General features: G+C 40.1%; 13 protein-coding genes. 8 read left to right on the top strand and 5 right to left on the bottom strand.

The annotated features are described in order from the left end of the window. Together ACTTK7_RS16370 and ACTTK7_RS16375 are read left to right on the top strand one after the other, a co-directional pair. Positions 1-206, top strand: a 206-nt coding sequence (locus tag ACTTK7_RS16370; RefSeq protein WP_462869167.1) for a hypothetical protein, incomplete at its 5' end; no start/stop codon positions are given. A gap of 136 nt (positions 207-342) precedes the next feature. After that, a complete protein-coding gene (locus ACTTK7_RS16375; protein ID WP_462869168.1) occupies positions 343-1023 on the top strand; it encodes a sugar transferase in 681 nt (226 codons plus the stop codon). Positions 1024-1184: 161 nt separating this feature from the next. On the opposite strand, the gene ACTTK7_RS16380 is transcribed toward ACTTK7_RS16375, so the two are convergent. From ACTTK7_RS16380 to ACTTK7_RS16395, 4 genes are all read right to left on the bottom strand, one after another. Further along, entirely contained in the window at positions 1185-2114 is a 930-nt protein-coding gene (locus ACTTK7_RS16380; RefSeq protein WP_462869169.1) for an LCP family glycopolymer transferase, read from the bottom strand. A gap of 172 nt (positions 2115-2286) precedes the next feature. Beyond that, positions 2287-2652: a hypothetical protein gene (locus ACTTK7_RS16385; protein WP_298786202.1), complete on the bottom strand. Its 366-nt coding sequence runs from the start codon at positions 2650-2652 to the stop codon at positions 2287-2289. Further along, positions 2636-3187 carry an acyl-CoA thioesterase gene (locus ACTTK7_RS16390; RefSeq protein ID WP_298786200.1) on the bottom strand — a complete coding sequence of 184 codons (552 nt, stop codon included), beginning with the start codon at positions 3185-3187 and terminating at the stop codon, positions 2636-2638. Before ACTTK7_RS16390 ends, ACTTK7_RS16385 begins: the two co-directional genes overlap by 17 nt. Before the next feature lie 104 nt (positions 3188-3291). Beyond that, the gene (locus ACTTK7_RS16395; RefSeq protein WP_462869170.1) at positions 3292-4188 is read right to left on the bottom strand and encodes a LysR family transcriptional regulator; all 897 of its coding nucleotides are present in this window, start codon (positions 4186-4188) and stop codon (positions 3292-3294) included. A 107-nt stretch (positions 4189-4295) separates the two neighbouring features. Between ACTTK7_RS16395 and ACTTK7_RS16400 the strand changes: the two genes are divergently transcribed. From ACTTK7_RS16400 to ACTTK7_RS16425, 6 genes are all read left to right on the top strand, one after another. Further along, positions 4296-5063 carry a tyrosine-protein phosphatase gene (locus ACTTK7_RS16400; RefSeq protein WP_462869171.1) on the top strand — a complete coding sequence of 256 codons (768 nt, stop codon included), beginning with the start codon at positions 4296-4298 and terminating at the stop codon, positions 5061-5063. 33 nt (positions 5064-5096) lie between these two features. Continuing rightward, a complete protein-coding gene (locus ACTTK7_RS16405; protein WP_462869172.1) occupies positions 5097-6248 on the top strand; it encodes an O-antigen ligase family protein in 1152 nt (383 codons plus the stop codon). 100 nt (positions 6249-6348) lie between these two features. After that, positions 6349-7518 carry a glycosyltransferase gene (locus ACTTK7_RS16410; RefSeq protein ID WP_462869173.1) on the top strand — a complete coding sequence of 390 codons (1170 nt, stop codon included), beginning with the start codon at positions 6349-6351 and terminating at the stop codon, positions 7516-7518. A gap of 268 nt (positions 7519-7786) precedes the next feature. After that, on the top strand, positions 7787-8884 hold the full coding sequence (locus tag ACTTK7_RS16415; protein WP_462869174.1) for a polysaccharide pyruvyl transferase family protein: 1098 nt from the start codon (positions 7787-7789) through the stop codon (positions 8882-8884). Positions 8885-8924: 40 nt separating this feature from the next. Then, positions 8925-10205 (top strand): lipopolysaccharide biosynthesis protein, encoded by a 1281-nt coding sequence (locus ACTTK7_RS16420; protein WP_462869175.1) that lies wholly within the window; start codon positions 8925-8927, stop codon positions 10203-10205. Positions 10206-10212: 7 nt separating this feature from the next. Then, positions 10213-11142 carry an ATP-grasp fold amidoligase family protein gene (locus ACTTK7_RS16425; RefSeq protein ID WP_462869176.1) on the top strand — a complete coding sequence of 310 codons (930 nt, stop codon included), beginning with the start codon at positions 10213-10215 and terminating at the stop codon, positions 11140-11142. Between the two features lie 142 nt (positions 11143-11284). Here ACTTK7_RS16425 and ACTTK7_RS16430 read toward each other — a convergent pair. After that, positions 11285-12778 (bottom strand): SpoIID/LytB domain-containing protein (locus ACTTK7_RS16430; protein ID WP_462869177.1); only part of this gene is annotated, 1494 nt, incomplete at its 5' end.

Genomic DNA, 12778 nt, shown 5'->3' on the forward strand with positions numbered 1-12778 from the left:
GAAGATATGTTTCAACCGCAGGGTTAACTTCAAGGCTGGAAGAGGACAGCCGTTTACACAAAATTATTGACGGTCCCGAATTAAACTATTTAGTTTTAATAAAAAGTAAAAAAGTGAAACTTAATTACGTGAATAACGATTATAACAGTGAGTACTTCTTACGGAGTTATGAGAAAAATATTCACTATGGAGGGTTTACTCTATAAAATAGATTATCGGTATGTTTAAATAGATAAAGTAGTCATCATGTGTTTGCTGTGTTTTCGAATTACATATGTTTTTAATTAAGCAAAAGGATTTTGTAGCTAACCCCTAATGAATTGTTTATAGGAGGAGAAGTCAGTGCTGACGAATGAAAAAGAAAACCAGTCTCTGAGGGATGATTATTCTTTAAAAAACAATTCAGTAGTTTATTTAAATAAAAATTCGCGGGGAGCGCGCTTTTATATTTATTTATCAGCAAAAAGAATTGTAGATATATTTATAGGCATTACTGGATTATTAATAACATCTCCAATTATAGTGGTATTTATGGTGCTTATTAGACTGGAAACCCCAGGCAACCCGATATTTTCACAACGAAGAGTAGGGAAAGATGGAAAATATTTTAACGTGGTAAAATTGAGATCTATGGGCTGCGACGCTGAAAAAAACGGGGCACAGTGGGCAAAGAAGAACGATCCGAGGATTACAAAGTCTGGAAGGTTCATTCGTAAAACAAGAATTGATGAGTTTCCACAGTTTTATAATATAATCAAAGGAGATATGACGCTAATTGGCCCTAGACCGGAAAGACCCGAATTTACTGTTCAATTTAATATGGAAATCCCAGGTTTCGTTAACCGAGTAGCCGTAAAGCCTGGAATAACCGGATGGGCTCAAATCAATGGGGGCTATGATCTGACTCCGCAAGAGAAATTTGAAAAAGATATGTATTATATTAAAAATAGATCTTTGAAATTGGATATAATAATCATTATTAAGACTATTAAAACAATGTTTACTGGTTCGGGAGCACGTTAATAATTTATTAAGAATTGTTTTATGGAACTGTTATGGAAAATATAGTGAGTTGTTTTTTCATCTAGATGTTTTTTTAACTTATCCCGGCGCAAAAGAATAGTTTTTCTTTTTTGTACACAAAAGGGCTGCCCGCAACGTGCGGGCAGCCCTTTTGTTATAAATTAGTTGGAGGTCTCTTCTCCGTCTTTAAGCTCAAGATGTTCCCGGAGCATGTTCGAGATTTCCTGCACTTCAGCCGGGTCCTGTTCCATGTAATATATGCCGTCAATGGTGCGGTCCTGACCATTTTTAAAGTTGATGTTTTCAATATCATTCCGGGCACCAAAGTAATTCGAACGCAGATCCTTCATGTCGTCAAAGGTCATATTTGTGCGCACGTTTTTTTCCACCACGTCAAGGTAGTCGCCGATACGCGTAATGGACGTCACACTCTGCCCTTTATTCGCGACGGCTTCGAGAACCTGGCGCTGGCGTTCATTGCGTCCAATATCCCCGCGCGGATCCTCTTTTCTCATGCGCACGTAAGTGAGTGCTTCCTCACCGTCCAGTTCAATTTCCCCTTCTGGGAAATCATGGCCATTATCACTGAAAGCAAAATCGTTTTCTACGGTAACGCCGCCAACAGCATTTACAATGTCTTCGAACCCGTCAAAATTAATGGTGGCATAGTAATCAATCGGTACGTTAAGAAAATTTTCCACTGTGTTCATGGCCATATCGGCCCCGCCAAAAGCGTAAGCGTGGGTGATTTTATCCTGGTTCCCGCGCCCAATTATTTCCGTATAAGTATCGCGGGGAATACTGACCATTTTGGTGGATTCTGTTTCCGGGTTCACGGTCGCCACAATCATCGTGTCGGTCCGGCCTGAGGTGCTTCCGTTCCGGGCATCGACGCCCATAAGCAGAATGGAAATCGGCTCGCTCGAATCCATATCCACGTCCGCATCGCGGAGGTTGCTCTGGCGGTCTTCGCCTTCATTAATATTTTCTGCGGTATCTGCCACGGAATCATAGAGATACCAGGCATAAATGCCGACTGCTATAAGGAGCGCCAGAAACAGCCCGCCAATAATAAGTAATGCTTTTTTCATATGTGTTCATTTCCCCTGTCTGCCTGATGATGTAGTATGCTTCATTTTATAGTTAATTCAGCAATAGTACAATAGGCTGTAATTATATGATATTTGCTACAAATGATAGTCGTCTAAACGATAGGGAAGTTACAAAAAAATCCAGACAATATAATTGCCTGGATTCGTTTCGTTATTTTTTCAGTCCTTTAATGGATTCCGGGGTGGCACCGGCCGTCATCGCACAGAAGGCTTCCTGCTCTTCAGGGGAAAGTGTCTGAACAAAATGCTGCAGCTGCTTATCATCTGTCTGTCTGCGCAGCTTCTGAACCTCCTCGATATAAAGGCGACGTACAGAATCCGGCAGGGCCTCGACGTCAGACGGCATTGCTCCTGCCGGCTGAAGCAGCGAGCAAAGGCTTTGATAGCGGAGCTGCAGCTTACGGGTCAGCTGGACCGCATGGGTCCAAAGCGTATACAGCTCTTCATTGTTCTGCCTTAATGAGATGCGTTCTTCATCTACGCTCCGGAGCGTTTGAATACTAGTTAATGTGATCATACTGCGTGACCCCCTCGTGTTCATCCCATGGTTTTTCCAGTGTAATGAATTTCGCAAGCTCCTTGCTTTTCTGCCGGTGGTGCTTACGGTCAATTTCGCGGTCTTTGCCAGTTTCAAACAGGGTTTTTTCTTCATCGGTTTCCGGGATGATCCCTGGTACCGGTACTGGTTTGCCGTGGTCGCCAAGAGCAACAAAGGTTAAAAAGGCCGTAGCAGCAATGCGGCGTTCCCCACTCATCATGTCTTCAGCGATAACCTTGCAGAAAATCTCCATCGAGCTTGTGCCAGTGTAGGACACAAATGATTCAATACAGACCGAATCCGTCTGGAAAATTGAACAGAGAAAATCGATGGAATCAGTTGAAGCGGTAACGCATTCCTTCGCGCGGGAATGCCGGCGGGCCGACAGCGTGGCGCAGCTGTCGAGTTTTTTCATCAGAACGCCGCCAAAAAGGGAATTATAATTATTTAAATCGTTCAGCAGTACCTGGTCAGTGTTGACGATACGGCTTTCACGCATTTTCCTTGCCTGCATAATGAAGTCTCCTTTCATTTCATTATTAAGGATACTCCATGTGAGAACATAATAAAAATGAATGTTTTATATAATTATCATAACTTATGTCTATGACAAAAGCATTAATCCTCCTGCTTCATTTGAGAAAGCACCGGAATGGAAAAATCGAGCCATTCTTTAGCAATAAATGAAAGGTAATGCTCGCGGTGCCAGATGAGGCCGAGCCTCCAGCGGAGTGATTCTCCTGCAAGCGGCCGGATAACCACCTCACCGCCAAGCTCCTGGCAGATACTTTCGGGCAGTAAGGTAATGCCGAGGCCGCTCGCAACCATTTTCTCGATAAAATCCCACTGCGAGCTTTCCGAAAGAATGCTGGGTATAAACCCGATATCCCGGCAGGCGGTAATAATCTGCTGGCGCAGGGAAAAATCCTGGTTAAACAGAAGAAAACGGTCGTGGCTAAGTTCGGCCAGACTGACAGCCGGGCGGGCTGCAAGTTCGTGGCGGGCAGGAAGCACGACCTGAAGCGGTTCGTCAACAAACGGGTGCGTATGAAAAAGCGACTCCTCTGTTGGCAGCACCACAGCACCGACATCGAGCTCGCCGTGCAGCAGGGCCTCTTCAATTTTTTTCGAGCCATTTTCTTCAAGATGCAGGGTGATCTCCGGATACTTTTCGTGAAAAGGAGCGATCACCTGCGTAAAAAAGGAAGAGCTTAAGATCGGCGGCAGGCCGATGCGGAGCTGTCCGCGCTTTAATCCGCGAAGGGCATCGAGCTCGTGCTCAAGCCCATGGTAGGCGTGACGGATTTTTTTTGCCTGCTCGAGCATGACTGCGCCGGCATCGGTAAGGATCAGTTTTTTACGCGAACGGTCAAACAGCGTCACTCCCCACTCCTCTTCGAGCTGCCGAAGCATCTTGCTGATCGTCGGCTGGGTAACGTACAGGTGCTCAGCAGCGCGTGTGATGCTTTCTAGCCGGGCAGATTCCATAAAATAGACGAGCTGGCGGTAGTCCATGTAATCACTCCAATCATATAAGTCCCAGTATAGAGAATAATCATGCAGAAAAAAATGAAAATATGATAAGCTGTTGATATGGAAAAAACGTAAAGGAGCAAATGATTATGATTGATTTGCATTCACATATACTCCCCGGTATTGATGACGGGGCCGGAACCATTCAGGACAGTATCGAAATGGCAAGAGCTGCGCAGGTAAACGGCATACATACCGTCGTTGCTACACCGCACCACAAAAACGGTGCCTGGGATAACAGCGGCCGGGACATTCCGCACCTGGTGGATTACGTGAACGAGTCACTGAAAAGCGCCCGTATTGACGTAAAGGTGCTCCCGGGCCAGGAGAACCGGATTAACGGGGAGCTGGTCGATGATTTAAAAAAAGGAATCTCAATTGGCCTCAATCACAGCCGCTACGTGTTTGTGGAATTTTCGAGCGCCCAGGTGCCGCGGTACGCGAAGCAGCTGATGTTTGAGCTGCAGGTGGAGGGCTATGTGCCGGTCATCGTGCACCCCGAGCGGACGAAGGCGTTCCGCGAGCAGCCGGACCTTTTGCATGAGTTCGTGAAAAATGGTGCCCTCACGCAGGTGACTGCCCACTGCTTTACCGGTAAAATGAACAAAAGCATCAAGCAGTTCGCTGAAGACATGGTAACCCACAATTTAACGCATATTGTGTCTACGGATGCCCACAACATCGACCTGCGCCCGTTTGACCTAAGGGAAGCCTATGATTACATCGATCATCATCTTGGATCAGAGTACGTGGAAACCTTCCTGGATAACGCCGAACGTATTATTGAAAATAAAGATCCGCTGCTCGATGAGCCGTTAAAGATTAAAAATAAGAAAAAGTTTCTAGGCTTGTTCTGACATCAGTATATTGGGAAGGAAGCTAAGGTCACTATGAAAAGAAATAACAAATTAATTAATTATATTTTAGCCTGTTTCCTGTTTTTGACTTTCAACATACCGAGTTTGAAAATTGTATTTATAAGTCATGAACTGGTAAATATAATTATTATTATTGGTTTTTTAGCTGTTGGCATTGTGAAAGTAATTTTTGATAAAGAGATACCATTGCTTGAGCAAAAGGGCAGAGGTTATTATTGGCTGCTGCTAATGTTTTTATGGACTGTGCTAATCGTCTCTGGCTTAGTAAGTAACTATACCGAATTAACTATGATTGATTCAGCTAAATATTTAAGCGTGTGTCTGGCATTTTCTGCTGCGTTTTTAGCCCTGGAAAGAAAAGAGGTCAAGCTATTCCTTATATTCCAGTTAGCCTGGTCTGTTCTAGTATCGATACTAAGGCTTATGGGGTTCATAGATTTAAACCCCAGCTTAGGAGAAAATTACTTAGTTATGGGATTCCCTTTATCAATAGGGCTATTAGTAGCTGTGGCTTTATTTTTCACTAAAAGTGAGTGGGGATGGAAAGCGCTCGCCATCTTAGGTATCATCTTGAATGTTGGTGCATTGTCACAACTCTCCGGAAGGGCTTCTATACTCTTTCCAATGATATTAATTATTGCATATATTATTTATTATAATTGGAAAAACAAAAAATTTCTCTGGCTATACAGCACTTTGGGAGGGTTTATTGTCATTGCTGTCGTGGGGTTATTATTATCTCCAGGCCTAAGAACGGAAAGAATAATGAATTTATTGACAGATATTGAAGACGAGCCGAGAGTTGAAGTGTATCAATATTATATAAATAGATCATTAGACAATTTCTTGGGGTATGGTTTAAATGCTTGGACTGTAGATGATAGATTCGGATATCCTCACAATTTTTTCTTAGAAATATTCTACAGCTCAGGTATATTTGGCTTAATTATTTCGGTAGTAATTATATTTTTGCTGTTGAAATATGTATTTTCCTTAATTAAAAATTGGGAAAAAGATTTTATAGTAATTGGAAGTATTTTTATAGCTTTACATTCATTCTTAACTTGGAATGTTTCCTTTAACCTTTCGAATTCCTATTTACTTTTCTTAGGCATAGCTCTAGTAGTAATAAACCATTTTGAACTAAATTATAGGAAACAATAAGGGTAGAAGTTTGTTAATTATTAAAGAATATATTTTATTATCGAATTTTATTATAAACTGCTGTATTCAACAATATAATGAAAAGCAGGTGGCCTGTTAAATGAAAAACATAGTGATAATTTGTTTCAAGTACCCCCCAGAATATTCGGGCTACGGAAAACAGTTGGAATCTGTAATATCTGCCATGACAGATAAAAATTCTGTAAATATTACTCTGCTCACTGCTTTCAATTCTTCTAAACAAAAAGAAAGTGAAAATTTAAAAGTAGTACCTTTAGGTTTTCAGCGTTCTTCTAAAGAAAGCGTGATTTTTAAGGTTTTTTGTTTGAGAACATTATTATGGCTGAGTTTAAATAGAAAAAAATATAATTTGATGCACTGTATAAAAGCAGGCCCGGAAGCATTGGTAGGCAATATTGCAAGAAAATTATTTCAAAAAAAATTAATTGTAAAAGTTATCCAGGAAGAACTAAGCACAAGAGAACTGGAAAATATTAATAAATTTAAGCGTTTTGCTAGAAGACGCAGACAAAAATTCTTGAGAAGCACAGACAAATTCGTGGCTATTAGTGAAGAGATTAAAGAAAATATTCAAAAAACACTTAAAGTTCAGGAGAGTATAGTAAAAATACCGAATGGCGTGGACATAGATATATTTCATCCAGTCAGTGAAGAACATAAAAATCAAATTAAAGAAAAGCTTGATTTACCACCAGATAGCGTTATTGCACTTTTTGCCGGGGCGATTAATAGAAGAAAAGGAATAGAAGATTTGTTGGAAGCAGTAGGTATGTTGGAAAACGATACTAAATGCACCATAGTATTATGTGGGCCTATTTTAGAAAATATTCAGTTTGAAAATAGAATAGCAGAGATAAACAGATCGAAGGCTTCTATTAATATTGTTTATAAAGGTTCAGTAGACAATATCAAAGAATATATGCAAGCGTCAGACATATTTCTGTTACCTTCTTATTCTGAAGGGCTGCCGAATGTGTTACTGGAGGCAAATTCTTCAGGACTGGCTTCTGTAACTACTGATATTGGGGGCAATAGAGATATTGTTACAGACAATTACAACGGGTATTTAGTGCCGGTTAAAAGTGCAAATTTACTAAGCGAAAAATTACAAAAATTGATTGATGAAAAAGATCTTCGGGAGCAAATGGGAAGAAACGCAAGAGAGGTAATATACGAAAATTTCTCTTTGGAAAGTGTAGCGAAAAAATATTTGCACCTGTATCAGCAATTAGATGAGAAAAAAGGATAAATCTTTAATTCATTTATGATATTAATAATAACAAATGAATTACTGTTATAAAGATTGTATATATTGCCCTGTTTAAAAGAATAACCGCAAATCCCCCTTTTCCTGGAAAACAGCAAGTTAAGCGGCTAAGTTTGCAGAAAAGAGGCCATACTTCCGGTCAGTCGTTTTGAAATATGGAATTAAAAAGTTATTTTCACTACTATGTACATAATTTCGTTGCATTAATTACATCGATAATTATTTAGAAGAAAAGAGGTTAAGGAAATATATGATTTCCCTACACGGAGCTTACGAGAATGAAAACTTTGGAGACGAACTACTTGTTGGTATTCAAGCAAAATGGGTGCAGGAATTAAATTTAAAGGTGGGCCTTCCTTTTGCGTCGCAAGTATATAGAGACCAAATATCCTCTTCTGAAGAAGTCGGAGAAGAATGTTTGAATAAAAGTGAAAAGTTAATTTACACAGGCGGAGGATATTTTGGAGAACCTAACCATAAAAAATATAAATGGGGTCTAAATTTTTTTCGAAAGAAACACCATGTACCAGGGAAAAATTTTAAAAAAAATAATAAAAAATACATGATTGCCGGCGTAGGAGCAGGGCCTGTTTCAAATATTTTAACTAGAACTTCTATTGTAAACATATGTAACTCAGCGGAAAAAGTTTTGGTTAGGGATGAAGCTTCATTTGAATATCTCAAGAAATATGGTGTCAAAAATAATGAAATGAAAATCACTGGTGACGTTGTGCTTAGTTTGAGTGAAGAAGATATCCCCCGGGAATCAATAAAGGAAGCCTCTAATATAATTGCTAAAGATACAGCCAAATATTACTTAGGCATACATATTGGTGTAGCGCCTGGTGACTCATTTTATAAAGATAATATCGAAAATGTGATGAAATCAATTTTAAAAGTATTGGAAAATGAAGATATCAAACCAGTTCTCATAGCTGATAAGAGAAACTCACTGCCTCAAGAAAAGGCTATAGATGAAATGAGAAAAAGACTAAAAGAAGAGCCGTTAATATACCGTCACGAAAACATGTGGGACACATGTGCTTTTCTTAGTCAACTAGATGGCGTTATAACTACTAAACTCCATGTAGGGATCACTTCTTTCGCTTTAGGAACTAGAACTTTTGGAATAGCTGCGCATCAAAAAACCAAAAGATTTTATGAACAGATTAATAAAGAAAAGAACTTTTATGAATTAAGTCAAATAAACGGTGATATTTCCACTAGTATAAAAGAATTTATTCAAGAAGAATATTGGGATAAAAATACATTAGAGGTTAAGCAGGAATTAAAAAGAAAGGCGTTAGAAAATAAACAAGAAATTATAAGTTTCTTAAGCAGGAATTAATGAAAAACATACCTTTAAATTACTCCAATGGAGAATCGATATGATTAATAAAGTATTAAAGAGCAACTTCTGGAAAAGCATTTTGATGGTAATGGGGGGGACGACATTTGCCCAGGCTTTAAACATCTTACTGTCCCCGGTCATTACAAGGATCTATACACCTACCGAATACGGCATTTTAACAACCTATACAGCTATCATTAGTATATTGGCCGTGGGAGCTTTAAAGTATGAATTGGCTTTGCCAATTGCAAAAGACGAACGAAAAGCAATTAATATTCTGACCTTATGTCTGTTGGTTCTTGCTTTGCTCGTTCTTCTCCTTTCTATCGTTTTTTTAATTTTCGGCGATGTATTTTTAACCATATTTAAGTCCGAGACCCTTTACCAGTATCGTTTTTTAATTCCACTAGGGGTGTTGCTGGCCGGGCTCTATAAAATTTTCAATCAGTGGGCATTTCGTTTGCGTGATTATAAAAACGTGTCCAGAACGCTCATTAATCAAAGTATATTATCTAATACGATTAAAGTAGGCACGGGAGCTTTGGGGGCTGGACCAATTGGGCTGGTTTTTGGGCATATCGCGGGTATGAGCGCTGGAATTCGTGTGTTATCTGCGCCAGTTCGCAAGCGATATAAAGAGTATTCCAAATTAATTTATCCAACAGAAATTAAATGGGCATTTAAAAGGTATAAAAATTTTCCATTTTACAATATGCCCTCAATTGTATTAATGTCCTTGAGCTCTTCTCTGCCTGTTTTGTATTTTACTTCAGTATTCAGCAGTTCAGCGGTTGGTTTTTACGGGCTGGCATATACCATCGTAAAATTACCAATGAATTTAATGGGGACCTCAGTAGCCAACGTATTTTACGCGGAGGCCGCAAATATTGGGAAGGAACATCCCTCGAAGCTAAAGCGATTATTTAATCGCCTGTTTAAAAAACTAATACTCATTGGGCTTCTGCCTTTAATTGCTTTGGTGGCTCTAGGGCCCCAGTTATTCAGTTTGGTTTTTGGAGAAAACTGGACCACTTCTGGTGAGTATGCACGTATCATTGCCTTTATGATTTTCTTCATGTTTATCTTTGCTCCCTCTGGTAAGTTATTTGTAATATTGGAAAAACAAAGAGCCCGTTTGCTTCTTGATATTCTTCGGGTTGTATTAGTATTAATAGCATTTGGTATTTCATGGATTTATAATTTTAATCCTTATTTGACTATAGCTATGTATTCGATAGTTATGTCGATAAATTTCATTTTCCTTCATATCGTTTCACATAGAATTTTAAACGCTTCTCGTAGAAGTGAGGCTGAATAAAAAGGAGTTGATAAACATCATTTCTATCTCAAAAAGATTGTTAAATATATTAACAAAAGCTCGCAAGGTCCTGGGGGCCGTTTTCAATCGCTTACCTACAAATTTTTTATCAGACCGGACGTATTTGGTAGTTCAATACTATCTTAAAACAGGAAAAAAATTAAATTTAAAACAACCACGAACTTTCAATGATAAACTTCAATGGCTTAAACTTTATGATCAACGTGATTTTTATACTCAATGTGTTGATAAATACAAAGTACGTTCTTATGTAAAAGAAAAAATTGGAGAAGCATATTTAGTTCCGTTGCATGGTGTATATGAAAGTGTTGAAGCCATTGATTGGAAAGCGTTACCTGATCGATTCGTGCTGAAATGTACGCATGGTTCTCAGTCCAATATTATTTGTAATAATAAAAATGAACTGGATACTGAAAAAGCGGAGAATCAGCTTTCGCATTGGATGAAAAGAAATTGGTATTGGTACGGAAGAGCAGAACCTTACAGAAAAATTCAGCCACGGATTTTATGTGAGAAATATCTTGAAGAAAAGAACTCTAACGGCGGATTAACTGATTATAAGTTCTATTGCTTTAATGGGAAAGCTGCTTATTGCCAAGTTATACGCAGCCGGGGTAAGCAGGAAACAATTGATTTTTATGACAGAGAATGGAGCCACATGCCCTTTAATGGTTTAAGACCACTGCCGACTTCCAAAATAAAACATTCGAAACCAGAAAAATATGAAAAAATGCTTGAATTAGTCGAAGTTTTAGCTGCCGATATTCCTTTTGTAAGAGTTGATTTATATTACGTAAATGGTAATATATTTTTCGGAGAGATGACTTTTTATCCGCAAAGCGGGTTTGGTAGTTTTTATCCACCAGAATGGAATGAAGAAATAGGACAAATGCTTGAATTACCAAAAAATCAATAACTTAGTAAATAACAATTTAATCTCAGAAAAATTTTTGTACTTTGTTAAATTGAGTTGTAGGCAGATCGAAGAAAATTAAAGGATTTTTTAAAGAACAGTAAAGGGAGCCTCTCTGTGAAGAGAAGCTCCCTTTGTGCTGTCTTTAGTTAATTTCCTTGATGCTTAAAATATTCGATTTCATGGCGTTTGAGTCAACGGCGCTCCGGAACTGGTCACCGGTAAGAGTGATTGTCCCTTTTTCCATGATCACATCAATGCTTTGAAGACGTTCGTTTTTCATCGTTGGCTGAAGTGCAAGAACCTCACCTTTATTTTCATTTTTGAAATAATCAACAGCCGAAAGTTCTTTTAACGAAAAGGATTCGGTCCAACTCACCTGGTTGTAATGGGATGGATCATAAGGATCCGGAACACCGATCAGGTAGCCGACATTATTTCCCCACACGTCTGCCGCATCCACGGTGTGCCCGCTCGCAGAGGCGGAGTAGACGCCTTCCACCAGCCGGCCATTGTAGTGAATGGCCTGTCCACCTGTAGACTGAATGGCATTTAGAATGGTCGGGTTGCTATGGGCGCCGGTTGGCACTCCGTGATACACCTGGGAACGAGTATCGTTGTACACATCAAAGGTGCCGGTTGTTTTCATTTTTGTCATCGCATACGAGCGGGCGGCAACTGCCTGGGCTTTGTATGCCTCTGGTTCATTCCAGCTGGTGTACATTTCGTAAGGAACGACGCCTTCAAGATACGTATCGATATTCACGTGGTTAACAACGTCCATCACCCAGCTGCTTGTGTATTTACCGTCTACCAGGCTTTTAGAAAAATGAATTTCACCCTTGTAGGTAACGTCATTGTATTCGATAGTACCGTTGTTTGCACTTGCTGCGTAAATCGGGTCAGTGGTCGTTTTCTCCATCCCGCTATTCGTTACGGTATACGTCCCGTTTCCGCCCGAACCGTATGTGACGGTGGTGGAGCCGGAGACGTTTTCGAACAGCGTGTCTCCATTCGTTGTCACGATGCTGTAAGCGGAGGAGCTTTCGATATCAGCAGAGTTTTTCTGGGTCTCTCCGAGAAGTACACGCATCGTTTTATTTTTATAGCTGTCGCTGGTCACTACATCGATGCCGGTGTAATAGTGCTTTAAGATTTCATCGTAGCTGTATCCCTGCTGGGCCATACCGTAAGCACCCCACTGAGTCATTCCTACACCGTGGCCGAAGCGCTGCTTACCGGAAAACACATACGTCGTGCCCCGCTTTTCAACGAGGGAACTTAAGGTCTGGCCGTTCGCCGATCCGCTTACAGAAAGCCCGTTGGCGGATTGATAGGCTTTTACCTGATCTGCGGTCAGCTGATCATACGTGCTTGATGTGTTAGTGCTGTAACCGACAGCTTCAAGGTACTGCTTCAGCATGATGACACTGTCTCCACTGTCTCCCTGGTTCAGTACGGAAGTGAAAGGTGATGGAATAGATTCGTTCAATTTAGCTTCCAGAGCTTCATTTAATTTTAAAAGTGTAGATGTTGCTGCTATTCCATTTACACTCAGGCCGTGGTCCCGCTGGAAGGCTTTGACGGCGGCTTCGGTCTGCGAGCCGAAGTGGTCGTTCGGCTCGGCAATGTCGAGGTA

Source organism: Marinococcus tarijensis (assembly GCF_054971385.1).

Excerpts from the sequence above, each read along its gene's own strand:
- ACTTK7_RS16395 (WP_462869170.1), bottom strand. The coding sequence starts at position 4,188 with ATGGACTACCGCCAGCTCGTCTATTTTATGGAATCTGCCCGGCTAGAA.
- ACTTK7_RS16400 (WP_462869171.1), top strand. The coding sequence starts at position 4,296 with ATGATTGATTTGCATTCACATATACTCCCCGGTATTGATGACGGGGCC.
- ACTTK7_RS16380 (WP_462869169.1), bottom strand. The coding sequence starts at position 2,114 with ATGAAAAAAGCATTACTTATTATTGGCGGGCTGTTTCTGGCGCTCCTT.
- ACTTK7_RS16420 (WP_462869175.1), top strand. The coding sequence starts at position 8,925 with ATGATTAATAAAGTATTAAAGAGCAACTTCTGGAAAAGCATTTTGATG.
- ACTTK7_RS16405 (WP_462869172.1), top strand. The coding sequence starts at position 5,097 with ATGAAAAGAAATAACAAATTAATTAATTATATTTTAGCCTGTTTCCTG.
- ACTTK7_RS16385 (WP_298786202.1), bottom strand. The coding sequence starts at position 2,652 with ATGATCACATTAACTAGTATTCAAACGCTCCGGAGCGTAGATGAAGAA.
- ACTTK7_RS16390 (WP_298786200.1), bottom strand. The coding sequence starts at position 3,187 with ATGCAGGCAAGGAAAATGCGTGAAAGCCGTATCGTCAACACTGACCAG.
- ACTTK7_RS16415 (WP_462869174.1), top strand. The coding sequence starts at position 7,787 with ATGATTTCCCTACACGGAGCTTACGAGAATGAAAACTTTGGAGACGAA.
- ACTTK7_RS16410 (WP_462869173.1), top strand. The coding sequence starts at position 6,349 with ATGAAAAACATAGTGATAATTTGTTTCAAGTACCCCCCAGAATATTCG.